This window comes from Alphaproteobacteria bacterium (assembly GCA_024244705.1).
In the GTDB taxonomy this organism is placed as follows: domain Bacteria; phylum Pseudomonadota; class Alphaproteobacteria; order JAAEOK01; family JAAEOK01; genus JAAEOK01.
In genome coordinates, this window is sequence record JAAEOK010000061.1 from 1 (window position 1) to 25,521 (window position 25,521).

20 protein-coding genes and 1 riboswitch are annotated in these 25,521 nt (G+C 65.5%); of the genes, 4 read left to right on the forward strand and 16 right to left on the reverse strand.

The annotated features are described in order from the left end of the window. Positions 1 to 206, reverse strand: a 206-nt coding sequence (locus GY791_10605; protein ID MCP4328872.1) for a hypothetical protein, incomplete at its 3' end; no start/stop codon positions are given. Positions 207 to 813: 607 nt separating this feature from the next. After that, a riboswitch (TPP riboswitch) is annotated at positions 814 to 912 on the forward strand. Here GY791_10605 and GY791_10610 point away from each other — a divergent pair. From GY791_10610 to GY791_10625, 4 genes are all read left to right on the forward strand, one after another. Then, entirely contained in the window at positions 901 to 2,061 is a 1,161-nt protein-coding gene (locus tag GY791_10610) for an amino acid ABC transporter substrate-binding protein (protein ID MCP4328873.1), read from the forward strand. Its footprint overlaps the riboswitch before it by 12 nt. A 39-nt stretch (positions 2,062 to 2,100) precedes the next feature. Then, positions 2,101 to 2,973, forward strand: coding sequence for a branched-chain amino acid ABC transporter permease (locus tag GY791_10615; GenBank protein ID MCP4328874.1), 873 nt, complete (start codon positions 2,101 to 2,103; stop codon positions 2,971 to 2,973). A 2-nt stretch (positions 2,974 to 2,975) separates the two neighbouring features. Further along, a complete protein-coding gene (locus tag GY791_10620; GenBank protein ID MCP4328875.1) occupies positions 2,976 to 4,760 on the forward strand; it encodes a branched-chain amino acid ABC transporter ATP-binding protein/permease in 1,785 nt (594 codons plus the stop codon). Continuing rightward, complete coding sequence (locus GY791_10625; protein ID MCP4328876.1) at positions 4,757 to 5,467, forward strand: ABC transporter ATP-binding protein; 711 nt, start codon at positions 4,757 to 4,759, stop codon at positions 5,465 to 5,467. The genes GY791_10620 and GY791_10625 overlap by 4 nt, the downstream gene beginning before the upstream one ends. A gap of 3 nt (positions 5,468 to 5,470) precedes the next feature. On the opposite strand, the gene GY791_10630 is transcribed toward GY791_10625, so the two are convergent. The 15 genes from GY791_10630 to GY791_10700 all read right to left on the reverse strand — a co-directional run bounded on the left by GY791_10630 (position 5,471) and on the right by GY791_10700 (position 25,414). Further along, complete coding sequence (locus GY791_10630) at positions 5,471 to 6,250, reverse strand: alpha/beta fold hydrolase (GenBank protein ID MCP4328877.1); 780 nt, start codon at positions 6,248 to 6,250, stop codon at positions 5,471 to 5,473. 3 nt (positions 6,251 to 6,253) lie between these two features. Next, complete coding sequence (pntB, locus tag GY791_10635) at positions 6,254 to 7,645, reverse strand: Re/Si-specific NAD(P)(+) transhydrogenase subunit beta (protein ID MCP4328878.1); 1,392 nt, start codon at positions 7,643 to 7,645, stop codon at positions 6,254 to 6,256. 3 nt (positions 7,646 to 7,648) lie between these two features. After that, on the reverse strand, positions 7,649 to 9,211 hold the full coding sequence (locus tag GY791_10640; protein MCP4328879.1) for a Re/Si-specific NAD(P)(+) transhydrogenase subunit alpha: 1,563 nt from the start codon (positions 9,209 to 9,211) through the stop codon (positions 7,649 to 7,651). 19 nt (positions 9,212 to 9,230) lie between these two features. Next, positions 9,231 to 11,309, reverse strand: a complete 2,079-nt coding sequence (gene lpdA / locus GY791_10645) for a dihydrolipoyl dehydrogenase (GenBank protein MCP4328880.1) — start codon at positions 11,307 to 11,309, stop codon at positions 9,231 to 9,233. 21 nt (positions 11,310 to 11,330) lie between these two features. Beyond that, the gene (gene aceF / locus GY791_10650; protein MCP4328881.1) at positions 11,331 to 12,665 is read right to left on the reverse strand and encodes a dihydrolipoyllysine-residue acetyltransferase; all 1,335 of its coding nucleotides are present in this window, start codon (positions 12,663 to 12,665) and stop codon (positions 11,331 to 11,333) included. Positions 12,666 to 12,713: 48 nt separating this feature from the next. After that, positions 12,714 to 15,383: a pyruvate dehydrogenase (acetyl-transferring), homodimeric type gene (aceE, locus tag GY791_10655; protein ID MCP4328882.1), complete on the reverse strand. Its 2,670-nt coding sequence runs from the start codon at positions 15,381 to 15,383 to the stop codon at positions 12,714 to 12,716. A gap of 88 nt (positions 15,384 to 15,471) precedes the next feature. Further along, positions 15,472 to 16,791 (reverse strand): glycolate oxidase subunit GlcF, encoded by a 1,320-nt coding sequence (gene glcF, locus GY791_10660; GenBank protein ID MCP4328883.1) that lies wholly within the window; start codon positions 16,789 to 16,791, stop codon positions 15,472 to 15,474. A 43-nt stretch (positions 16,792 to 16,834) separates the two neighbouring features. Further along, complete coding sequence (locus GY791_10665; protein MCP4328884.1) at positions 16,835 to 18,124, reverse strand: glycerate kinase; 1,290 nt, start codon at positions 18,122 to 18,124, stop codon at positions 16,835 to 16,837. 161 nt (positions 18,125 to 18,285) lie between these two features. Continuing rightward, positions 18,286 to 18,627, reverse strand: coding sequence for an MFS transporter (locus GY791_10670; GenBank protein ID MCP4328885.1), 342 nt, complete (start codon positions 18,625 to 18,627; stop codon positions 18,286 to 18,288). Then, positions 18,590 to 19,108: a 2-oxo-4-hydroxy-4-carboxy-5-ureidoimidazoline decarboxylase gene (gene uraD, locus GY791_10675; protein MCP4328886.1), complete on the reverse strand. Its 519-nt coding sequence runs from the start codon at positions 19,106 to 19,108 to the stop codon at positions 18,590 to 18,592. The genes GY791_10670 and uraD overlap by 38 nt, the downstream gene beginning before the upstream one ends. A 224-nt stretch (positions 19,109 to 19,332) precedes the next feature. After that, a complete protein-coding gene (gene glxR / locus GY791_10680) occupies positions 19,333 to 20,238 on the reverse strand; it encodes a 2-hydroxy-3-oxopropionate reductase (protein ID MCP4328887.1) in 906 nt (301 codons plus the stop codon). A 29-nt stretch (positions 20,239 to 20,267) separates the two neighbouring features. Next, positions 20,268 to 21,056, reverse strand: a complete 789-nt coding sequence (gene hyi / locus GY791_10685) for a hydroxypyruvate isomerase (GenBank protein ID MCP4328888.1) — start codon at positions 21,054 to 21,056, stop codon at positions 20,268 to 20,270. A gap of 91 nt (positions 21,057 to 21,147) precedes the next feature. Next, positions 21,148 to 22,965: a glyoxylate carboligase gene (gene gcl, locus GY791_10690; GenBank protein MCP4328889.1), complete on the reverse strand. Its 1,818-nt coding sequence runs from the start codon at positions 22,963 to 22,965 to the stop codon at positions 21,148 to 21,150. Positions 22,966 to 23,233: 268 nt separating this feature from the next. Next, positions 23,234 to 24,067 carry a helix-turn-helix domain-containing protein gene (locus tag GY791_10695; GenBank protein MCP4328890.1) on the reverse strand — a complete coding sequence of 278 codons (834 nt, stop codon included), beginning with the start codon at positions 24,065 to 24,067 and terminating at the stop codon, positions 23,234 to 23,236. 138 nt (positions 24,068 to 24,205) lie between these two features. Beyond that, positions 24,206 to 25,414: a glycosyltransferase family 4 protein gene (locus GY791_10700; protein ID MCP4328891.1), complete on the reverse strand. Its 1,209-nt coding sequence runs from the start codon at positions 25,412 to 25,414 to the stop codon at positions 24,206 to 24,208. Between the last annotated feature and the right edge of the window lie 107 nt (positions 25,415 to 25,521).

Sequence of the window (25,521 nt, forward strand, 5' to 3'; positions counted from 1 at the left end):
AATCCACGGTCCCCACTTGTCCTGCGCAGCCGCCTCGTCCACCGGCAGCTGCGCCGCCACCGCCACCGTCGCCGCGCCGCCACCGCAACCGTCGCCGCGCCGACCAGCAACGTGGTCTTCAGCGAGGCCGCCGGGCGGGCGGGCGAAAACTTGCTCGGAATGTTGGAAAGGTTGGCTAGCTTGGCGTCGTCAACGCGTGCGGCCATTTGGGCGGCTCCCCTTGCTCGCGCCGCTGCCAATCGCCTGAGGGTGCGGCGCCGATTGCTCTATGCGTGGGTACCGTCTGAAACGCAAGAATCGACGGCACCTCGGTTCATTCCGCACATTGCGCGCGCGGATTGGAGCCCATCTTGCCACCTTTGCGCGGCGATTTCCAGCCTCGTTCGGCACCGATTCCGGCCCGAATTCGGTCATTTTCGCCATTTCATGGTCCCGTGCGCGCCGCGGCGTCTTGGTGACGCGGACCCGGAACTTCGCCATTTCATGGTCCCGTGCGCGCCGCGGCACCTCGGTGACGCGGACCTGGTGCTCGAATTGCCCCTCACCCAGCTCCGGCTATTCTCGGCAGCGCCTCGCCGAGCCTCCGCATCCCTCTCCCCAATAGGGGCGAGGGACAATGCGCCGCGCTCGGTCGAACTCCCTCTCCCCTCGAGGGAGAGGGTCGGGGTGAGGGGGGATCGAAACAACCGGTCCTGCGCCGCGCCCGGGATGACGCATGAACCCGCGGGCATGGGGATGGCGGGGTCGGCCATGCCGGCGATTCAGCGCTGTGCGACGCGCTTTGACTGGCGCGCGGCAGGGAGTACACTGCCCCACGATACGCTGGGGTGCCGGACATCTGCGCCGGCTGAGAGCATACCCATCGAACCTGATCTGGATCGTGCCAGCGGAGGGAGCGTCATGTCGTCCAGCCTCAAACGCCTGTTTTCAGCCATTTCGACCCGTATCATTGCAGCGTTCTTGTGCTGCGCCGCGTTCGCCGTGCCGCCGGCCGACGCCGCCGATGCGAATATCCCCGTCCTGGTGCCGATCACCGGGTTCCTGTCGCTCGAAGGCACCAGCCAGCGCAACGGCGCGGTGCTGGCGCTGGAAAACCCGCCCGCCGAGATCTCGGTGACCTACGACGTCGCCGATACCTCGACCGCGCCGGAAGTCGCGGTCAACGCCCTCGAACGCGCGCTTGCCGACGGCGACGCGACGGCGGTGGCGGCGTCGATGTTCGGCCCCCAGATGCTGGCGATGATCCCGCTCGCCGACCGCCACGGCGTGCCGCTGGTCACCGTCTCGGGCACGGCCAAGATTACCGAGCTCGGCAGCCCGTGGGTGTTCCGATTCTTCCCCGGCGACACGGTGGCCAAGGTGGCGCAGGTCGACTACGCGGTCAACGAACTGGGCATCACCAAGCCGGCGATGATTTACCAGACCACCGCCTACGGCCAGTCGGGCGCCGCCCATATCGGCGAAAATCTGCGCCGGCTGGGGATCGCGCCGGTGCTCGAGGAGGGGCTCGACGTCAAGGTCAAGGACATGACGCCGGTACTCGCCAAGGCGCGGGCGGCGGGCGCCGACGCGCTGCTGCTCCAGCTCCATTCGGGACCGACCGCGCTGTTGGTGCGGGCGGCGGCAGCCGGCAATCTGGGCCTGCCTATCGTCGCCGGGTCGGCGATGCACCAGCCGTCGACGGCGGCGCTGCTCGACCCGGGTGAACTCGACGGCGTGTGCGCGGAAAGCGCGTCGTCGCCGATATCGGGCGGGACACCGGAGATGGATGCCTGGCTCGAGCGCTACCGCGCCGCTTTCGGCACCGAACCGGACGCCTTCGCGCTCGGCCAGTACGACGGCACCATGATGGTGTTGAGCGCAATCGCCGCCGGCGCCCGCTCGCCCGCGGAGGTGCGCGACTATCTCGCCGGCAATTCCCATGACGGGCTGGCCATGACCTACCGCAGCGACGGCAGCGGCAACATGGCCCATTCCGCGATCATCGTCTGCTATGACGGAGAGACCCGTATCCCCCGGGTCGTCAAGGTCTTCGACAACGTCACCGGCGCGCTCGACTGACCGCGGAATGACCGGCCGGCGGCGGAAGGCGGTCGTCCGATGACGCTGCTTCAGCTGGTCATCAACGGTGCCGCGCTGGGCGCCGCCTATGCTCTGGTGGCGCTCGGTTTCGTGCTGATCCTGAACGCCACCAACGCGGTCAACTTCGCCCAGGGCGACCTCGTCGTCGCCGGCGGTTTCGTCGCCGTCGCGCTGGCCGGCTTCCTGCCGGTCCCCGGCATCCTCCTCCTGCCCCTGGTGCTGATACTGACCTTCGTCCTCGGCCTGGCGTTCTCGCTGCTCGCCTATTTCCCGCTGCGCGACCGGCCGCCGGTGGCGGTGTTCATATCGACGATCGCCCTCGGCATCGTCTTTCAGAACGGCTTCAACGCCGGGTTCGGCCCCGACCCCCGCGCCACCCCGCCCTTATTCGCCGGCGGCTTTTGGCAGCTCGACGGGCTGACCATCGAGAAGCAGGGCGCGGCCATCGTGGTCACCGCGGCGGTGCTGATCGTGGCCCAGCACCTGGTATTCACGCGCACCCAGTTCGGCCGCCGCCTGCGCGCCACCGCGCAGGACCGCGACATGGCCCGTGCGCTCGGCGTCCGCGTGACCTGGATGATCGCGCTGACCTTCGGCTGGGCGGCGGCGCTCGCCGGGACCGCGGGGCTGCTGCTGTCGAACAAGTTCTTCGTCACGCCGACCGACGGCACCGCCTACATGATCCTGGCCTATATCGCGGTCACCATCGGCGGCTGGGGCCGTATCGCCGGCGCCGTCGCGGGGGCGGTATTGATCGCCGTCTTCGAGGTCGTCGTCTCGGCCTATCTGAGCTACACCGTCGCCATCGCCGCGCTCTATGGGGCGGTTCTGCTGGTCCTGTTTTTCAGGCCCCAGGGGCTGTTCGGCGACGTCATCCAGAGGCGGGCCTGACCATGGCCTGGCTCGGCCGCGGCCTCAATCTGCCGCTGGCGCTGGCGGCGCTGGCGCTCGCCGTCTACGCGCTCGGTTTCGCCAACGGCTACCAGCTGCGGCTGCTGACCGTCGCCGGCATCTACGCCATCCTGGTCATCGGCTATCAGTTCATCTTCGGCCACGCCGGCGCGCTGTCGCTGGCCCAGGGCGTGTTCTTCGGCGTCGGCGCCTATGTCGCCGGCGTCCTCGGCGCCAACCACGGCTGGTCCTTCGTCGAGACGTTCCCGCTGGCGATCCTGGCGCCGACGCTGCTGGCGGCGATCGTGGCGGTCCCGGTGCTGCGCCTGGAATCGCACTATTTCGCATTGGCGACTCTCGGCATCGGCCAGGTCGTGCTGTTGGTCGCCGTCAACTGGCAGAGCGTTACCGGCGGCGCCAACGGTATCCCCGGGGTCCCCGGCATAACGCTCGGCAATCTCGCCGTCGGGCGCGGCCTGCCGACCTTTCTGTTCGTCTGGGCGTGGGTCGCGTTGTGCGGGTTTACCGCCTGGCAAATCATGCGCGGCCTCTATGGCCGCATGTTCGAGCTGATGCGCACCAACGACTTCGCCGCCCAGGCGATCGGAATCAATATCGGCCGCCTGCGCCTGGCCGCCTTGCTGCTCAGCGCGGCAATGGGCGGCCTGGCCGGCACCCTGTACGTGCACACCCTCGGCGTGATCTCGCCCGATGCGCTCGAATTCCCGGTCATGGTGACCTGCCTGACGATCGCCGTGGTCGGCGGGCGCTACAGCGTCGCCGGGGCGATCATCGGTGCCGTGCTGCTGATCCACCTGCCGGAATGGTTCCGCTTTCTCGATAAGTACTACCTGATCGCTTACGGCGCGACGATGCTGGCGGTGATCGTCGGCGCGCCCTATGGCTTGGCCGGCGCGGCCCACCGGCTGCGCGACAAATGGCTGCCGCCGACGCCGGGACCGATGCCGACAGCGGCAACGATCGGCCCGGTTCGACCGGCCGCGACGACGCCCGCCGCGCCGGCGCTGGCGATATCGAATTTGGCCAAGCGGTTCGGCGGCGTTCATGCGGTCGACAAGGTTTCCTTCACCGCCACTCCGGGCGAAGTTCTGGGAATCATCGGACCCAACGGCTCCGGCAAGACGACCCTGATCAACCTGATCACCGGGTTCTACCGGGCCGACGCCGGCAGCCTCCATTTCCGCGGCCGCGATATCACCCGGGCCCTGCCCCATGCCATCGCGGCGGCCGGCATCGCCCGCACCTTCCAGAGCTGCCGCCTGGTCCCCGACATGACCGCGCTCGACAACGTCGCCGTGGCGCGCCACGCGGCGATCGGTGAAGGTCTGCGATCGGCGTTGAGCGACATTGGCGGCCTGTCGCACCTGGAACGCGCCCGGCGCGAGGCGGCGCCACTGCTCGATCGGCTCGGCGTTGCCGATGTCGCGTTGCAATGTTGCGGCACCCTGCCCTACGGCACCCAGCGACGAGTGGAGATCGCCCGCGCGCTGGCGACCGAGCCGGCGATGGTGATGCTCGACGAGCCGGCGGCGGGGACCAACGAGGACGAGCAGACCGACCTGGCGGCGCGGCTGCGCGGGTTGGCCGCCGACGGCCTCGCCCTGGTCATCGTCGAGCACAATATGCCGTTCCTGCTGCCGGTCGCCGACCGCGTCATCTGTCTCGACGACGGCCGCATCATCGCCGCCGGCAGCGCCGACGAAATTCGCCGCCATCCGGCGGTAATCGCCGCCTATCTCGGCACCACCGGGAGCGGCGGGCGGTGAGCGCGCCGCTGCTCCAATTGCGCGGACTGAGTGTCGCCTATGGCGCGCTCACGGCGGTGCACGAGGTGGACCTTGCGGTTGCCGCCGGCGAGGCGGTGGCGCTGCTGGGCGCCAACGGCGCCGGCAAGTCGACGCTGATCAACACCATCGCCGGGCTGGTCCCGGCGGCCGCCGGATCGATCCACTACAACGGCCGGGAGCTCGGCCGCCTCCCACCGGAGGCCAGGGCCAGGGCCGGCCTCGGCTATAGCCCGGAGGGGCGCCGCATATTTCCCGGCATGACGGTGCGCGAAAACCTCGAGGTCGGCTGCTGGGCGCCGAAGCGCGAGCGGGTGCGGCGTTTCGAACGCGTGTTCGATCTGTTCCCCGGGTTGCGCCAACGGTGCGACACGCCGGGTTGGCAATTGTCCGGCGGCCAGCAGCAGATGGTGTCGATCGGCCGCGCCCTGGTCGGCAATCCTCGCCTGATGCTGCTCGACGAGCCGAGCCTGGGCCTGTCGCCGATCCTGGTCGCCGAAGTGTTGGCGACGGTGCGCCGGATCGCCGATACGGGCACTGCCGTGCTGCTCGCCGAGCAGAACGCCGCCCGCGCGCTCGACGTCTGCGACCGGGCCTACGTGCTCAAGCTGGGCCGGGTGGCGGCGTCGGGGCCGGCCGCCGAGCTGCGCGACGGCGACCGCCTGCGCGACGCCTTCCTCGGCGGTTAGGCACTATCCGGTCGAATCGAGAAACCCGGTGACCGCGGCGACGAATTTGTCGGGCTGGTCGGCGTGGACCCAATGGTCGGCGTCGGCCACCGTCTCGACCACCGCCCGCGGGAACAAGCGCCCGATCAGGTCGCCGTGCTCGGCGCCGACGAAGTCGGAGCGCGCGCCGGCGACGAACAACGCCGGACCGGTGTAGCGCCGGTCGAGCAGCGGGCGCGGAAAATCCACCAGGCGCGGCATCTCGGCGGCCAGCGCGTCGAGATTGAGGCGCCAGGCCGCCCCGCCCTCGACCGGGGTCAGGTTCTGAAGCAGGAAGGCGCGGATGCCGGCGTCGGGGATCGCGTCGCGAAGGCGCGCATCGACCTCGCTGCGGCGCCGCGCGACGGCGAGGTCGACGGCCTGCATCGCCCGTACATAGGGCAAGTGTCTTTGGTCATAGGTCACCGGGGCGATATCGACGACGACCAGCGCCGAGACCCGGGCGCCTTGCTCGAGGGCCAGCGCCATCGCCGCCTTGCCGCCCATGGAATGGCCGATCACCGCCGCCGTTTCGAGCCCCTGAACGTCCATGAAGGCGACCACGTCCGCCGCCATGTCGATGTAGTCCATCGACGGATCCCAAGGCGAGTCGCCGTGGTTGCGGAGGTCCAACGTATAGACCCGGTGGCGGTCGCCGAGACGGCGGGCGATCGAGGTCCAGTTGCGCCCGCTGCCGAAGAGGCCGTGCAGGATGATCAGCGGCGGCCCCTCGCCGGCCGCCTGATAGGCCAGCTCGAGCGCCATGGATCAGCTTTCGACGTGACGCAGCACGCCGTCGACGCTGTCCTTGGCGTCGCCGAACAGCATGCGGGTGTTCTCCTTATAGAACAGCGGGTTGTCGACGCCGGCATAGCCTGTCGCCATGCTGCGCTTGAGCACCACGGCGGTCTTCGCCTTCCACACCTCGAGCACCGGCATGCCGGCGATCGGGCTGTTCGGATCCTCCTGGGCACCCGGGTTGACGATGTCGTTGGCGCCGATCACCAGCACGACATCGGTTTCCGGAAAGTCGTGGTTGATCTCGTCCATTTCGAGGACGATGTCGTAGGGCACCTTGGCCTCGGCCAGCAGCACGTTCATGTGCCCCGGCAGACGCCCGGCGACCGGGTGGATGCCGAAGCGGACCTTGATGCCCTTGGCCCGCAGCTTGGCGGTGATGTCGCTGACCGCGTTCTGCGCCTGGGCCACCGCCATGCCGTAGCCGGGCACGATGATGACCGCATTGGCGTCGCTCAGCATCGCCGCCACTTCTTCGACCGAGGTCGCGATGACTTCGCCGCCTTCGCTCTCCGCCGCAGCGCCGCCGCCGGTGCCGAAGCCGCCGAGGATGACGCTGATAAAGCTGCGGTTCATCGCCCGGCACATGATGTAGCTGAGGATCGCGCCGGAAGAGCCGACCAGGGCGCCGACGACGATCAGCAGGTCGTTCGACAGCATGAATCCGGTCGCCGCCGCCGCCCAGCCGGAATAGCTGTTCAACATCGACACCACCACCGGCATGTCGGCGCCGCCGATCGCCATCACCAGGTGGACGCCGAGAACGAAGGCGATCGCGGTCATGACCAGGAGCGGAAATAGCCCCCAGCCGACCGAGGCGGCGGTGAGGAATTCCCAGCCCAGCCACAGGCAAACTAGGATCGCCGCCAGGTTCATCCAGTGACGCGCGGGCAGCATCAGCGGCTTGCTGGAGATTCGCGCGTCGAGCTTGCCGAAGGCGATGACCGAGCCGGTGAAGGTAATGGCGCCGATGAACACGCCGAGATAGATCTCGACGTCGTGGATGACCTTTTCGGTCCCTTCGAAATGGGAGTCGGGGGCGATATAGGTGGCTATGCCGACCATCACCGCGGCGAGACCGACGAAGCTGTGCAGCATGGCGACCAGCTGCGGCATCTGCGTCATCTCGACCTTTGAGGCGACATAGGCGCCGGCGATGGCACCAAGAATCATCATCGGCACCAGCACGGCATAGCCGGTGACCTCGGCGGCGAGGATCGTCGCCGCGATGGCGATCGCCATGCCGATGATGCCGAAGATGTTGCCGCGGCGCGCCGATTCCTGGTGGCTCAACCCGCCGAGGCTGAGGATGAACAGGATGCTGGCGGCGATATAGGAGACGGTAACGAGCCCTTGGGTCATGGCCTAGCTCCTGCGGAACATTTTCAGCATGCGCTGGGTCACCAGGAACCCGCCGACGACATTGATCGACGCGATCAACACCGAGAACGCGGCCAGGATGACGACGATGACCGACGGGCTCGACACTTGGAGCAACGCGCCGATGACGATGATGCCGCTGATCGCGTTGGTCACGCTCATCAGCGGCGTATGCAGCGCCGGGGTGACATTCCAGATCACCTGGTAGCCAATGAAACAAGCCAGCACGAAGACCGTGAAGTGGGCCATGAAGTCCGGCGGCGCTACGCTGCCGATACCGATCAGGGCGAGCGCTCCCAGCGCGATGACGATCAGCGACGCGATGCCTTTCTTGCGGGCCGCTTCGGCCGGCGACGGCGGCGGCGGTGCGGCCGGCTTGGCCGCCGCCGGCGCGATCGCCGGCACTTTGGGCGGCGGCGGCGGCCAGGTGATCTCGCCATCCTTGATGACCGTCGTCCCGCGGACCACGTCGTCGTCCATGTCGACCACGATCTGGCCGTCCTTTTCGGGCGTCAGATCGGTCAGCATGTGACGCAAATTGGTGGCGTAGAGCTGGCTCGACTGGGTCGCCAACCGGCTCGGCAGATCGGTATAGCCGACGATCGATACACCATTGCGAACGACCACGTCACCGGGTTCCGTGAGCTCGCAATTGCCGCCCTGCTCGGCAGCCATGTCGACGATGACGCTGCCGTCGCGCATGCTCTCGACCATGCCGGCGGTGATAAGCTTGGGGGCCGGCTTGCCCGGAATCAGCGCGGTGGTGATGATGATATCGACCTCCATCGCCTGTTCGGCGAAGAGCTCCATTTCGGCCTTGATGAACTCTTCGCTCATCACCTTGGCATAGCCGCCGGCGCCCGAACCTTCTTCCGCGAAATCGAGCTCGAGGAACTCGGCGCCCATGCTCTCCACCTGCTGCTTGACCTCGGGCCGGGTGTCGAAGGCGCGGACGATGGCGCCGAGGCCGCGCGCCGCCCCGATCGCCGAAAGCCCGGCAACGCCAGCGCCGATGATCATGACCTTGGCCGGCGCGACCTTCCCCGCCGCGGTGATCTGGCCGGTAAAGAAGCGGCCGAAGCGGCCGGCGGCTTCGACCACGGCCCGATAGCCGGCGATGTTGGCCATCGAGCTCAAGGCGTCGAGTTTCTGCGCCCGCGAGATTCGCGGCACGCTGTCCATCGCCAAGACGGTCACCTTACGCGCCGCCAATCGCTGCATCAGCTCCTCGTTCTGGGCCGGCCAGATGAAGCTGATCAAGGTCGCGCCCTCGGGCAGCAAATCGGCTTCGTGCACGCCGAGATCGGGATGGATCTGCGGCGGCCGGACCTTGAGTACGATCTCCGACTGCACCCAAAGCGCCTTGGCATCGCCGACGATTTCGACGCCAACCTCGCGGAAGGCGTCATCCGAATAATTCGCTCGCGCGCCGGCGCCGGCCTCCATCGCCACCGTGAACCCGAGTTTCGCGAGCCGCTCGGCCACTTCCGGTGTCGTCGCGACGCGGCGTTCACCGTCGTGGATTTCTTTCGGTACTCCGATCTTCATTTCATTGCCCACAGTTCGTTTATTTCATTTTCGGCATGTACAAATCCGTGATCGTGCCCTCGAAGGCCTCCGCCGAGAAGGCGACGGTTTCCGAAAGCGTCGGATGGGCGTGGACGGTTAGCCCAATGTCCTTGGCGTCGCATCCCATTTCGATCGCAAGCGCAACCTCGGCGATCAGGTCGCCGGCGTTCGGACCGACGATACCGGCGCCAAGAACGCGCTCGTTTTTGTCATCGAACAGCAGTTTTGTCACGCCCTCATCGCGACCCAGACTCAGCGAGCGTCCGCTGGCTGCCCACGGGAACACGCCCTTGCCGACCTTCAGCCCCGCCGCCTTGGCTTCGCCCTCGGTCATACCGACCCAGGCAACTTCGGGATCGGTATAGGCGACCGACGGGATGACCCGGGCGTCGAAAGCCACCTTCATGCCTGCCGCCGCTTCGGCCGCGGTCTTGCCTTCATGGGTCGCCTTGTGGGCCAGCATCGGCTGACCGACGATATCGCCGATGGCGAAGATATGCGGCACGTTGGTGCGCATCTGCTTGTCGGTCGCGATGAAGCCGCGGTCGTCGACCGCGATGCCGGCGTTCTCGGCACCGATCGATCCGCCGTTGGGACGGCGGCCGACCGCGACCAGAACCTGATCGAAAGTATCGGACTTGGTTCCATCCGGACCGTCGAAGGTGACTTCGAGCCCGTTCGACCTCGGCTCCACCGCCGTCACCTTGGTCTTGAGAAAGATGTTTTCGTAGCGCTTCTTGATACGGTTGTGGAGCGGCCGCACGATGTCCTTGTCGGCGCCCGGGATCAGCGCGTCCATGAGTTCGACAACGGTGATCTTCGACCCCAACGCGTCGTAGACGGTCGCCATCTCGAGCCCGATGATGCCGCCGCCGAGGACGAGCAGGCGCTCGGGGATCTCGCCCATCGCCAACGCTCCGGTCGAATCGACCACCCGAGGGTCGTCGTGGGGCACGAACGGTAGCTCGACGACCCGCGACCCGGCGGCGATTATCGCCTGGTCGAACGACACCGAAGTGGTGGCGCCATCCGCGGTTTGGACCGAGATCAAATTGGCGCCGGCGAAGCGTCCGTAACCGGTCACCACTTGGACCTTGCGCTGTTTGGCCAGCCTGGCAAGACCGCCGGTCAGTTTGGCGACCACGCTTTCCTTCCACCCGCGCAACTTGTCGAGGTCGATCTTGGGCCGGCCGAAGGCGAGACCGTGTTCGGACATCTCCTCGGTCTCGGCGATCACCTTGGCGGCATGAAGAAGCGCCTTGGACGGGATGCAGCCGACATTGAGGCAGACGCCGCCGAGCGACGGATAGCGTTCGATGAGGACGGTCTTGAGGCCGAGGTCGGCGGCGCGAAAGGCCGCCGTATATCCGCCGGGGCCGGAGCCGAGTACGACGACCTCAGCATGGACATCGCCTGACATCGTGACCGGCCGCGCCTTCGTTGCCGCCGCCGGCGCGACGGCCGCCTCCGGTGCCGCGACCGGTACCGCTTCGTCCGGGACGTCGCCGGTCTCGAGGATCAGTATCAGCGAACCCTCCGACACCGTGTCGCCGACCGCCACCTTGAGCTCCTTCACCGTTCCGGCGACAGGAGACGGGACCTCCATCGACGCCTTGTCGCTTTCCAGGGTGATCAGCGGGTCCTCGGCTGCCACCGCATCGCCCGGCGCGACCTGGATTTCGATGATTGGAACGTCCTTGAAGTCGCCGATGTCGGGGACCCGCACATCGACGAATTCGTAATCGCCGCTCGGCGAGCCGTCGCTCGGCGGATCCGGCGGCGCCAACGCGGCGGGTTCCTCCACCTCATCGCGCGGCGCCGCTTCCGCCGTCTCACCTGCCTCCTCGAGCAGCAAGATGACCGAACCTTGGGCGACCTTGTCGCCGACCGCGACCCTGACCTCCTTGACCACCCCGCCTTGGGGCGCCGGCACCTCCATCGTCGCCTTGTCGCTCTCGAGTGAGATCAGCGCGTCTTCGGCGGCGATGTGGTCGCCGGCGGTGACATAGATCTCGATAATCGGCACATCGGTAAAGTCGCCGATGTCGGGGACGGCGATTTCGACAACCTTGCTCATGGCTCTCCCCCTCCCCGGCGGCTAGTGCAGCAACCGGCGGACGTCGCCGAGGAGGTGGCACAAATGGGCGGCGAAGCGCGCCGCCAGTGCGCCGTCGATGACCCGATGATCGTACGACAGTGAGAGCGGCAGCATCAGCCGCGGCTTGAAGTCGGCGCCATTCCATACCGGCTTCACCTGCGACCGGGTGACGCCGAGGATTGCAACTTCGGGCGCGTTCACGATCGGCGTGAAGCTGGTGCCGCCGATGCCGCCGAGGCTTGAGATCGTGAAGCAAGCGCCTTGCAAATCGTTGGGGCCGAGCTTGCCGTCGCGAACCCGTGCGCTGGTCTCGCCCATCTCCCGGGCCAGCTCGACAACGCCCTTGCGGTCGACGTCGCGGAATACCGGGACGACCAGGCCGCCCGGCGTGTCGACGGCGATGCCGATGTGGAAATATTTCTTGAGGATCAGGCTCTGCCCGTCGGGCGATAATGAAGAGTTCACCTCGGGGAACTGCTTGAGCGCCGGGATGCAGGCCTTCATCAGGAAGGCGAGCAACGTGATGCGGTAGCCCTGTTCCTTGGCGGCCGTATCCATTTCCTTGCGATAGGCGTCGAGATCGGTGATGTCGGCCTCGTCGTTGTGGGTGACGTGGGGAACGTTGAGCCATGACCGGTGCAGCGCCGGACCGGAGAGACGTTTGATGCGGCTGAGCTCGACGGTCTCGATGTCGCCGAACTTGGAAAAATCGACCTCGGGGACCGGCGGGATGCCGACACCCGCCGCGCCCGCGGGAACCGCCGCCGCGGTTTCGGCGCGCGGCCGGATCAACTCGCCCTTGACATAGGCGATGACATCCTCGCGCACGATACGGCCCTTGGCGCCGGTGCCCTGAACCCGGGACAGGTCGGCGCCGAGCTCGCGCGCGAAGGCGCGCACGGACGGGCCGGCATGAGCCTTGCCGAACCCCGCCTCATCGACCGGCGCCAATGGTCCACCCGCGGCGGCGCCGCTTGGCGGCGGCGGCGGCGGTGCCGGGGTATCCTCGGTGCTTTCGACGACCGGTGCCGGGGGTTCCGAATCCGGTTCCTGGACCCCTTCCGGCGACGGCGGCGCCACCGGAATCGACGCTTCGCCGGGCTCGATCAGCGCGACCACGGTCCCTTCGGAAACGCGGTCGCCGAGCCCGACCTTGATTTCCTTGATCTTGCCGGCGTGGCTCGACGGGATTTCCATTGATGCCTTGTCGCTTTCCAAGGTGATCAGCGGATCTTCTTCGTTGACCGAGTCGCCGGCGCCGACATGCACCTCGATGACCTCGACATCGCTGAAATCGCCGATGTCCGGCACCTTCAACTCAACGAGATCGGCCATGGTCACACTCCCCTGAATGAGTTTTCCGTTGCGGTCCGGCACGCCGACTTAGGCCAGGCGTGGATCGGGCCTTTCGGAATCGATTTCATACGCCGTGATCGCTTTGGTCACCTCCGACGTCGGGATCGTTCCTTCGTCGGCCAACGCCTTCAATGCCATCGCCACGATGTGAAAGCGGTCGACCTCGAAATGCCTGCGCAATTGCCGCCGCGTGTCCGAGCGGCCGAAGCCGTCGGTGCCGAGGACGTGATAGGACCGCGGCACGAAGGCGCGAATTTGTTCGGCGTAGTTCTTCATGTAGTCGGTCGCCGCGATTATCGGGCCGGACCGCTCACGCAGGCATTGTTCGACGTAACTCGTCTTCGGCTGCTGTTCCGGGTGGAGTCGGTTCCAGCGCAGACAATCATGGCCTTCGCGTGCCGCTTCGTTGAGGCTGGGCGCACTCCAGATATCGGCGGCAACGCCGAAATCCTGTTCCAACAGTTCGGCCGCCGCGATCGCTTCGCGCAGTATGGTGCCGCTGCCGAGCAGTTGGACGCGCTTTTTTTTCGCCCGCCCGCCGGCTTCGCGGAACAGGTAGAGCCCCTTGCGGATGCCGTCCTCGGCGCCCGCCGGCATGGCCGGATGGACATAGTTCTCATTCATCACGGTGACGTAGAAATAGACGCTCTCGCGATCGACGAACATACGCCGCAGCCCGTCCTGGATGATGACCGCGAGCTCGTAGGCGAAGGTCGGGTCGTAGGAGATGCAATTGGGCACCGTCCCCGCCAGGATATGGCTGTGGCCGTCCTGGTGCTGAAGCCCCTCGCCGGCGAGTGTGGTCCGCCCCGCGGTGCCGCCGACGATGAAGCCGCGAGCGCGGATATCGCCCGACGCCCAGCACAAATCGCCGACGCGCTGGAAGCCGAACATCGAATACAGAATAAAGAACGGAATCATCGGCACACCGTGATTGGCGTAGGAAGTGGCGGCCGCGATCCACGACGACATCGCGCCGGCCTCGTTGATGCCCTCCTGCAAGACCTGGCCCTTGCTGTCCTCCTTGTAGAACATCAGCTGGTCGGCGTCCTCGGGCCGGTAGAGCTGGCCCGCCGGCGAATAGATGCCGAGCTGGCGGAACATACCCTCCATGCCGAAAGTACGGCTTTCGTCGGGCACGATCGGGACCACATATTTGCCGATCGCCTTGTCACGGCACAACGTGTTGAGGATGCGGACGAGCGCCATCGTCGTCGAAATTTCTCGCTCGCCACTGTCTTTGAGCTGTGCGTCGAACGCCTTGAGATCGGGTATGGGCAAGGCCGGTACGTCGTGGTGCCGGGCCGGCGTCGCGCCGCCGAGCGCGGCGCGCCGTTCCTTGAGGTACTTGGCCTCGGCGCTGTCCTCGGGAAAATCGATGAACGGTGCGTTTTCCAGCTCGTCGTCGGGGACGGGAATATTGAAGCGGTCGCGGAACGCGGTCAGTGCTTCCTCGCCCATCTTTTTCTGCTGGTGGGTGATGTTCTGCCCCTCGCCGGCGATGCCCATGCCGTAGCCCTTGATCGTCTTGGCCAGGATCACCGTCGGCTGACCGCTGTGGGCAACGGCGGCGGCGTAGGCGGCATAGACCTTGTGCGGGTCGTGACCGCCACGGTTGAGGCGCCAGATATCCTCGTCCGACATGGTCGCGACCATTTCCTTCAACTCGGGATACTTGCCGAAGAAATGCTCGCGCGTATAGGCGCCGCCCTTCGCCTTGAAGGCTTGGTACTCGCCATCGACGCATTCCTCCATCCGCCGGCGCAACAGACCGGTCTCGTCGCGCGCCAGCAAGGGATCCCAATTTGCCCCCCATATTACCTTGATGACGTTCCAGCCGGCGCCGCGGAACTCGCCCTCCAGCTCTTGGATGATCTTGCCGTTGCCGCGCACCGGCCCGTCGAGGCGCTGCAGGTTGCAGTTGATGACGAAAACCAGGTTATCGAGGTCTTCACGCGCGGCCAGGCTGATCGCGCCCAGGGATTCCGGTTCGTCCATTTCGCCGTCGCCGAGGAACGCCCAGACCTTGCGGTCCTTCATGTCGATCAGGCCGCGATTGTGGAGGTACTTCATGAACCGCGCCTGGTAGATCGCCATCAGCGGCCCGAGCCCCATGGATACCGTCGGGAACTGCCAAAAATCGGGCATCAGCCAAGGATGGGGGTAGGATGACAGCCCACCGCCGTCGACCTCCTGGCGGAATTTGAGCAACTGCTCTTCGGTCAGGCGGCCTTCGAGGTAGGCGCGGGCATAGATCCCGGGCACCGCATGGCCCTGATAATAGACGAGGTCGCCGCCGTGATCGTCGTTGCGCGCGCGCCAGAAATAATTGAGCCCGGTGTCATAGAGTGTCGCCGACGAGGCGAAGCTGGCGATGTGTCCACCGAGCTCGCTTGTGATGCGGTTGGCCCGCAGCACCATCGCCATCGCATTCCACCGCGTGATCGCACGGATACGCCAATCGAGACCGGGATCCCCGGGAATTCGGGCCTCCTGCTCGCGCGGGATCGTGTTGAGATAGGCCGTGGTCGGGCGGTAGGGAAGGTTGGCCCCGGCGGCGCGGGCGCGGGCCATCGTTTTCTCGAGCAGAAAATGCGCGCGATCGGGCCCTTCGGCATCGATGACAGATTCGATCGAATCCAGCCATTCGCGCGTCTCGATGGGATCGATATCGTGGTCGTCCTGGGGTCGTGGCATGGGTCTTTCTCCCCGTAATCCGCGGCCTTGCCGTCGGCCGCGAGCGCGGCGAGCCGCACTCGATTCGTCCCTTTGGGTCGCCAGCGCGCTAGTTCGGAAGCGCGCTCATCTCGACCGTCCTGCCCAAGGCGTCGACAGGTGCCGGCCCGCCGGTCGCCCAGTCGAGAAGGGCGATCGTGTGTACGATTGGAATATCGGTCCCGCCGGCGATCTGCATCATACATCCTATATTGCCGGTGGCGATAACGTTGGGCCTGGTGCGCTCGATATTGGCGACCTTGCGGTCCCTGAGCCGCGCCGCGATCCGCGGTTGCATGAGGTTGTATGTTCCGGCGGAGCCGCAACAGAGATGGCTTTCCGGTACGTCGTTGACGGTGAACCCCGCCCCGGCGAGCAGTTGCTTGGGAGGTAATCGAATTTGTTGACCGTGCTGCATCGAGCAGGCCGAGTGATAGGCGACCGCGGCATTTGTCCGCCGCACCGGCGGCATGAGCTCGAGCGTGGCCATGAATTCGGTAACATCCCTGGTGATCGCGGAGATGCGCGCGGCCCGCTCGGCCCAGTCGTCGTCGTGGCGCAGCATGTAGCCGTAATCCTTGACCGTGGTGCCGCAGCCCGAGGCATTTATGACCACCGCGTCCAGACCGTCGCCTTCGAGTTCGGCGGTCCACGCCGCGATGTTGGCCTTCGCCGCCGCCAGGGCGGACGCCTCCTCGCCCATGTGATGGACCAGAGCGCCACAACATCCGGCACCCTTGGCGATGATCACCTCGACCCCGTGGCGGGCCAGCAGGCGCACGGTCGCCTCGTTGATCTGCGGGGCCAGCACCTGCTGGGCACAGCCCGACAGAATGGCGACGCGGGCCCGGCGGTCGCCCTCGGCGGGAATGATCTGCGGCCGGTCGACCGGGCTCGGACTGGCGATTCGTGCCGGCGCCATGCCGACGATGGCCTTGAGCCGTCCCGGGAACAAGCGCGCTGCCCGCCGTACGAACCACGCACCGAGCAACGACAGGCGAAACAACATCGGGTTGGGCAGAACGATCTGCAGGATGCGGCGCAGCCAGCGCTCAGGCGCCGGCCGCGTAAATGTCTCCGCGATGTGCGCGCGCGCATGATCGACGAGATGCATGTAGTGGACGCCGGATGGGCAGGTCGTCATGCAGGACAGGCAGGAAAGGCAGCGATCGATATGCTTGACCACATGGCCGCTGGCCGCCTTGCCGTTCTCCAGCATGTCCTTGATCAGATAGATGCGGCCTCGCGGGCTGTCCAATTCGTCGCTGAGCAACACGTAAGTCGGGCAAGTCGCAGTGCAGAACCCGCAATGGACACAGGCGCGAAGAATGCGCTCCGCTTCCTCGATATCGGGGTTGGCCAATTGGGCAATTGAGAAATTGGTTTGCATGGAAGCGTCAGTCTAGAGCGCTGTGCGTTCAGGTACAGACATTCTATGCGTCGTACCGCGCTTCGATCAAAATGGCGCGGAAATCGTTGACGTTGGTGAGCGTGGGACCGGTCTTGATCAGATCGCCGAGGGCCTCGAAAAACGCGTAGCCGTCGTTGCGGCCGAGATAGTCCCGCCGGTCCAGGCCGGCGACCCGGGCCCGCGCCAGGGTGTCCGGCGCGACGAAGGCGCCGGCGTTGTCCTCGGTGCCGTCGATGCCGTCGGTGTCGCAGGCCAAAGCATAGACCCCGCCCAGGCCGTCGAGGGCAATGGCGAGCGCAAGCAGGAATTCGGCGTTGGGACCGCCGCGCCCATCGCCGCGGACGGTGACCGTGGTCTCCCCTCCCGACAACAGGACCGCCGGTGGCGCCACCGGTTGACCGTGGGCTGCCACCTGGCGCGCGATCGCGGCATGGACGGCGGCGACGTCGCGGGTCTCGCCCTCGATGCGGTCGCTCAGAATGGCCGCCGTCAAGCCGGCTGCCTCGACCGCCGAGGCGGCTTCCTCGAGCATGGCCTGGGGGGTCGCGATCATGTGGATCTCGGAGCCAGCGAGGCCGGGATCCCCGGGCTTGGGCGTTTCCGAGTCCGCGCTGCGGAGGAGCGCGGCGACGCGTCCCGGCACATCGATACCATACTTTTCGAGAATCTCGATTGCGTCGGCCGACGTGGTCACATCGGGCACGGTCGGGCCCGACGCGATGACCGAGGGGTCATCGCCGGGAACGTCGGAGATCGTCAGCGTCACCACCCGAGCCGGCGCCGCGGCGGCGGCCAACCGCCCACCCTTGATCGCCGACAGATGCTTGCGGACGGTGTTCATTTCGTGAATCGTGGCGCCGGATTTGAGCAGCGCCCGGTTGACGTCCTGCTTATCCTCGAGGTCCAGCGGCGGGGCCGGCAACGACAGCAGCGACGAACCGCCGCCCGAGATCAGACAGAGCGCGAGATCGTTCGCTGTCAGGCCGCCGACCAGTTCGAGGATGCGCCGCGCGGCATCGCGGCCGGCAGCGTCCGGTACCGGGTGCGCGGCCTCGACCACTTCGATGCGGTCGCATGGCACCGTGTGTCCATAGCGCGTGGTGACCAACCCTTCGAGCGGACCGTCCCAGTTGTCCTCGACCGCGCGTGCCATCGCCGCCGCCGCCTTGCCGGCACCGACGACGACGGTTCGGCCGGGCCCCGGCTCGGGCAGATAGGGCGGCACGCAACGCGCCGGGTCCGCGGTCGCAAGCGCGCGATCGAGCAGGAAGTGGAGGAACTCACGTTGGGATTTGTGCGTGGGATTTACCATCGATCGGCGTTATCTCCGTTTGAACCGGTCATCCGGGACCTGCCCCCGGCCTCGTCCACATCACGAGCGCGAGGATCGATCCCGCCAACGTGCCGGCGGCAACGCAGAAGCGAATTACGCCGGTGGTTCCGTGATTCGATCCGCCCCGCTTCGGCGCGTCGTCAGGCTGGCTTCTTGCGCTTCCGGATAAAGACCAAAATCAGCACCAGAGTCATGGCCTCGATGGCGGCGATCCCGAATAACCCGATCGACAGCTCGCCGGTCGCGTCGCGGATCGCGCCCAACGCCCAGGGCGCGCCGAACCCGGCCAGATTGGCGATCGAATTGATCAAGGCAATGCCGCCGGCGATCGTCGCACCCGTAGCGGGCTGGGACCCGGCTTCGTCGAATGTCTGATGGATGCTGTCCTCCTCGGTACCGATTGGGCGCCGCCCAATGTCGACGGCCGGGGCCCGGTCATGGCGGTCAGCCGGTGTCGGCGGCGGGCTCCGCAAATCCGCCACGGTCCGGAACGATGTCCTCGAGTCGCAATCGGGTGATCGCGAATACCTGCTTCAGATCATTGGTGAGTTCGGTCTCAGGTTCGTTACCCAAGCGCTGCTCGAGTTCATTGAAAATCGAACCCTTGGTGTGATTTCGAACCGCGATGATAAACGGAAAACCGAACTTCTCTCGATACTCCGCGTTGAGCCGTCTGATGCGGGCGGCTTCCTCAGACGACAGAGCATTGAGGCCGACGCCCGATTGCTCGTCTTCCGAATAGGACGTCAGCGCGCCGGCATCCGCTTCCTTGCCCGAAAGCTCCGGATGGCTGCACAGCAATGCCAGTTGCTTGTCGCGATCCGCGGCTTCGACTACGCCGGTCATGGCACGATGAAGGTCGTCGGTGGAGGAGAAGGGCCGCGCCTGCCAAGCCTCGCGGGCGACCCAGGGCGAATGTTCGAAAACGCCGCCGAGCAAGTCGACGAAAGCCGTCTGGTCCATCGCATTGATGTCAGCGAGGCTTGTCGCTCTAGGCCCTTGTGCCACCCCCTTGCCTTTCTTGTATGGATCCGAATGGGATACAAAAGATTTTCATTTATGGATACAATACTAAAACTGCACTGTATTCACAAGCAGGAACCGAGCGCCGATGGAGCGCTCCCGACAACCGGAAACCGCTGCCGCCTGGCGAAACACCGCGGCGGAGAGCGGACTGGCGGACATGATCATCCCGCGGCGCCATCCGTGCCCTGGCCGATTTCATGGGCGGCCAACAGTTCCAGCGCCTTGACCATGGCCGAATGATCCCACGCCGCGCCGCCGTTGGCGACGCAGCCATTGAAGAGTTCCTGGCAGGTCGCGGTATTCGGCAACGCGACGCCGAGGGCGCGGGCGCCGCTCAAGGCCAAGTTCAAATCTTTCTGGTGCAACTCGATGCGGAACCCGGGATCGAAGGTGCGCTTGACCATGCGCTCGCCATGGATTTCGAGAATCTTCGACGACGCAAACCCGCCCATCAGCGCGCCACGCACCTTGGCGGGGTGGGCGCCAGCCTTCGATGCGAACAGCAACGCCTCGCCGACCGCCTCGATGGTCAAGGCGACGATGATCTGGTTGGCGACCTTGGTCGTCTGACCGTCGCCGTTGCCGCCGACCAGGGTCACATTCTTGCCCATCGCGTCGAACAGCGGCTTGACCTTGTTGAAGGCATCTTCGGGCCCACCGATCATGATCGTCAGGGTCGCCGCCTTGGCGCCGACCTCGCCGCCGGAAACCGGCGCATCCAGATAGTCGCACCCGGCCTCGTTGATGCGGCGTGCGAAATCCTTGGTTTCGATTGGCGAGATCGAGCTCATATCGACGACCGTCTTCCCCGGGCTCAAGCCTTCGGCAACACCGCCGTCGCCGAACAGTACATCTGCGACATGCGGGGTATCGGGAACCATGGTGATGATAATGTCGGCCTGTTCCGCTACTGCCTTGCCGTTCGCGCACGCCACCGCGCCGGCGTCGATCAACCCCTGCGGCGGCGCGGAACGGCTATGAACGAACAGCTCATTGCCGGCGGCCAGAAGATGCTCCGCCATCGGCGCGCCCATGATACCGAGTCCGATAAACCCTACCTTTGCCATTGCGGTTTTCCTTTCGAAATGGGGATGCGTTAAGCCGTGCCCGAGAGGTATGGAGCGGCCCACGACAGGCCCTCGACCGTCGTTGTCGCGGGCTTGTATTCGCAGCCGATCCAACCGTCATAGCCGAGCCCATCGATGAAGCCGAACAGGAACGGATAGTTGATCTCGCCAGTCCCCGGCTCATGTCGTCCCGGATTGTCGGCGAGCTGGAGATGGTCGATGCGGGCCAGGTTGGCCTCGATGGTCGGCGCCAGGTCGCCCTCCATGATCTGCATGTGGTAGATGTCGTATTGCAGCCAGAGATTGTCCGAACCGACCGCATCGATGATGGCGCAGCCCTGCGCCGTGCCGGAGAGGAAGAAGCCTGGAATATCGCGCGTGTTGATCGGCTCGATGAGCAGTTTGATGCCGGCGTCCGCGAGCTTGCCGGCGGCAAAGCGTAGATTGTCGACCAAAGTCGAGGAGAGCCGGTCCGGATCGACACCATCGGGTGCGATCCCGGCCAAACAGTTGATCCGAGGGCAATCGAGCGCGCGGGCGTAGTCGATGGCGGTGCCGACCCCGTCCTGAAACTCGCCGACCCGGTCGGGGAGACAGCCGATTCCGCGTTCGCCGGCACCCCAATCTCCGGCCGGCAGATTGTGCAGGACCTGAACCAAATTGTTGTCGTGCAGGCGTCGGGCCAGTTCGGCCTTGTCGAAATCATAGGGGAACAGGTACTCGACACCCTTGAAGCCGGCCTCGGCGGCGGCCTGGAAGCGATCGAGAAAGTCGACCTCGTTGAACATCATCGTCAGGTTGGCGGCAAGCTTGGGCATGGCGGTGTTCCTCACCTATTGGCAGTCGATCCTGGTTCGTTTCGCGCTCCCCGGCCGGCCAGTCATTCGCCGATCATGGGGCGCGACCCTGTCATCGTCCCGGCGCCGCTCCGTCGTCGTCGCCGGTATTGAGAACGGATCCCGAGACGTCATCGATCGTCAGCGACGGATCGAGGCACAGGATCTCCTCGAACTCATTGACGCCGTCGACTTCGGTCCCCATCGAGATATTGGTGACCCGCTCGAGAATGAACTCGAGCACGACCGGAACCCGGTGTTCCGCCATCAGCTGGGCGGCGCGGTCGAAGGCCTCCTTGAATTCGTTCGGGCTCTTGACCCGGATCGCCTTGCAGCCCAGCCCTTCGGCGACCGCCACGTGGTCGACGCCGTAATCCTGCAGGTCCGGCGCGTTGATGTTCTCGAACGACAGCTGGACGTTGTAGTCCATCTCGAAACCGCGCTGAGCCTGGCGGATCAGGCCGAGATAGGAATTGTTCACGACGATATGCAGGTAGGGCAGCTTGAACTGAGCACCGACCGCCAATTCCTCGATCATGAATTGAAAATCGTAATCGCCGGAAAGGGCGACGATCTCACGGTCGGGGCAGGCCTTGCGCACGCCGAGCGCGGCCGGCAGGGTCCAGCCCAAGGGGCCAGCCTGGCCGGCGTTGATCCAGTTGCGCGGGTTGTAGACGTGGAGGAATTGGGCCGCCGCGATCTGCGACAGACCGATGGTCGTGACGTAGCAGACGTCGCGCCCGAAGGCTTCGTTGATTTCCTGATAGACGCGCTGCGGCTTGAGCGGCACGTTGTCGAAGTGGGTCTTGCGCAGCATGTTGAGCTTGCGGTGTTCGCCCTCGGCGGCCCATGCGCTGCGGTCCTTCAGCTTGCCCGCCGCGCGCCATTCCTTGGCCACTTCGACGAACAGCTCGAGCGCCGCCTTGGCGTCGGATACGATGCCGTAGTCGGACATGAAGACGCGGCCGATCTGGGTCGGCTCGATATCGACGTGAACGAAGGTCCGCCCCTTGGTATAGGTTTCGACCGAGCCGGTGTGGCGGTTGGCCCAGCGGTTGCCGATGCCGAGGACGAAATCGGATTTAAGAAAAGTGGCGTTGCCGTAGCGGTGGCTGGTCTGCAACCCAACCATCCCCACCATCAGCGGATGGTCGTCGGGGATCGTGCCCCAACCCATCAGGGTCGGAACCACGGGGACACCGGTGATCTCGGCGAATTCGACCAGCAAGTCGGACGCGTCGGCATTGATGATGCCGCCCCCGGATACGATCAACGGACGCTCGGAATCGTTGAGCATCGTCATTGCCTTCTCGATCTGCCGGCGGCTCGCCGTCGGTTTGTAAACCGGCAGCGGTTCGTAGGTCTCGTCGTCGAACTCGATCTCGGCCATCTGGACATCGATCGGCAGATCGATCAGCACCGGACCCGGGCGGCCCGACCGCATGACGTGAAAGGCCTGCTGAAAGACCCGCGGCACCAGCGCCGGTTCCTGCACCGTGATCGCCCATTTGGTTACCGGTTTGGCGATCGATTCGATATCGACGGCCTGGAAATCCTCCTTGGCCAGCTTGGCCCGGGGCGCCTGCCCGGTGACGCAGAGGATCGGGACCGAATCGGCGCTCGCCGAATAGAGCCCGGTGATCATATCGGTGCCGGCGGGGCCGGACGTGCCGATACAGACGCCGATATTGCCCGGCTTGGCGCGGGTATAGCCCTCGGCCATGTGGGAGGCGCCTTCGACATGCCGAGCCAGAACATGGTCGATCGTCTGCCGACGTCGCATCGCCGCGTAGAGCGGGTTGATGGCCGCGCCGGGGACGCCGAAGGCGACCGTCGCGCCTTCCCGCTCCAATACGCGGATTGCCGCTTCCGCCGCGTTCATTCTTGCCATCGGTGTCCTCCCGAGAATGCATAGCTTTTGTCCGGCCCATGATCGCGAGTGACGGCTCGCCCGTCAACAAAAATGAACTATCATTCCGCATCATGGGATATTCACAGAAAAATATTTAATCACAATATGTTACCTATTTCTTTTTTCGGATACATGCGCGATTTCGAAGCCGGACAAGCGAATCACGGCCGGATTGGCGGGTTGCCGGGAAGCAGGTGCGGAACTCCAACACCGGGCCGAACGACGGGCCGCCGCGTGTGGCGATGTGCTAGTCGGGCGGGCGGCCGCCCATTTCAGTGGTAATACGGCCGGCCATGGCCTTGACCGTAGTTCCAATCACCGGCAACCGCTCATCGTCGATCCGCGCCTTGGGGCCAGACACCGACAACGCCGCCAGCGGGCGAGTGTATTCATCGTAGATGACCGAGGCCACGCAGCGCAGGCCGATCGCCTGCTCTTCGTCGTCGTAGGCATAACCCTTGCGGCGGCATTCGATGAGCTCGTCGCGCAGCACCGCCGGCGAGGTGATCGTGTTGGGGGTCAGCTTCAGCAAACCGCGCTTGCGCACCATCTTGGCGACGGTCGCCTCTGCCTGCGCCGCAAGCAGCGCCTTGCCGACGCCCGAGCAATGAAGCGGCGCCTGCGATCCGGGTACGACGAAGGCCCGCATAACCTGGGCGCATTCGATCTGGGCCAGATAGACCGCGATGCCGTCGTTCTCGACCGCCAGGTTCGCGGTTTCCCCGGCCTGCTCCATCAATTCCTGCATCACCGGATAGGCGATCGCGACCAAATTCCGCGACCGGATGAATGAGTTGCCGACGATGAAGGACTGCACGCCGACGGTCCACACGCTGCGGGCGGAATCGAAACGCACATAGCGCTCGGCCTGCAGTGTGGTTAGCAGCCGGTGCGTCGTCGATTGGGCGAGACCGACGCTTTGGGCAAGATCGGAGAGACTGAGGCCGAATTCATGCTCGGCCAGGCGGCCCAATATCCGCAGCGCCCGTGACACCGACTGCACCTGACCGGCGGCGCGATCGTTCTCCGGTTTGGCGGCGCGTCGCTTCCTGGCGGCGCCCGATTGATTTCTTGCGACCATTCTCTCCATCCGCGGCAGTGTCAAAGATCGATCTCATCGCGAGCGCGGGCCGGCTTGACCCAATTTTCTCCCAATTCCACATTATGGAATGAAATACCACGGAACGGCAATAGCGCTGTGGTCAGGAGCGCCGCATAGTCACGACGAAGCTGACAGCGCCGGTTCGGGCCCGGCCCGGGCACGGATGAGTTGCAAGAGCTTCGCCTCGAGACCGGCGGTTATGACCGCCAGATCACGCCGATCTTGCATTTTTCGCCGCACCGCCGCGCCAATGCGCCGACGGCGTTCGCTGTCCTCCAACAGGTCCATGAGCGTCCGGGCCAAGGCGCCGACATCGCCCTGCCGGTAAAGCACGCCATCGATGCCGTCGTCGATGATTTCACGCGACGCGGGAATATCGCTGGCAACGACCGCCGCCCCACAGGCCATGGCCTCGAGCAACGCCAGGGGCGCGACCTCGGTTGACGAGGCCAGCACGAAAAGGTCGGCCATGCGGTAGTAATCGGGCAAGGCCTGATGCGAAACCCAACCCGGAAAGCGAAACCGGTCAGACAATCCCAGCCCCGCCGCCTGCGCCTCCATCCCGGCGCGTTCACCGCCCTCGCCGACGAGGACATAGAAGATATTCGGGTCGGCGGCCATCGTCTCCGCCGCCGAGCCGACGATGTCGGCGATGCACTTGACCGGTTTGAAATTGGAGACATGGAGGACGATGCGGGCATTCCCCGGGATTCCCAACCGGCGTCGCAGCCAGCCGTCGTCCGGTCGCGGCGCGAAGTGGCCGACATCGACGCCATTGGGGTGGGCCGACACGTTTACCAACCCCTTCCGTTCAAGGTCTGCGGCCAGATGGCTGGCGACCGGAATGGCCCGATCGGCCTCCCGGCACCCATCGATCACCAGAGACCCGAATTCGGGATCGGCGAAGGTATCATTCGCAATGGCCTTCATGATGCCATGCAGGAACACGACCCAGGGCGTGTCCCATCGTCGCGCGACATCAGCCACGCCCGGTATGAAATCCTCGCGGCAAACCCAGATCAGATCGTACGAATCGGTAGCGAGCGCACGTCCAAGCCGGGTCACGACCTGATGAATTTGGCGATCCCGATAGGCTTGATCGAAAGTAGAAAAGATATCCGTTGCCATGTAGGGCATCTGGAACCGTTCGATCTCTATGCCCGGCCACGAATCCACATTCTCAGCGTCCACCGACTCGCCGGCAACGGTCGGCGTGATGATTCGGATGCGGTGACCCTTCGCCGCCAACCGGCTCAGATAGGACCAGGAACATACCGCCGAACCACCCCGATGCGGCGGCAGTGTTCCGACATAGAGTATACGCATAACGGCAATATCCCCTGACCGGCCGTTGGTGTGGATGTCCGGTTCTTGGTGGCTTTGATATCGAAAAAGCGAGGTGCTGTCGATTGCCTGGCTTCGGATTCCTGCGA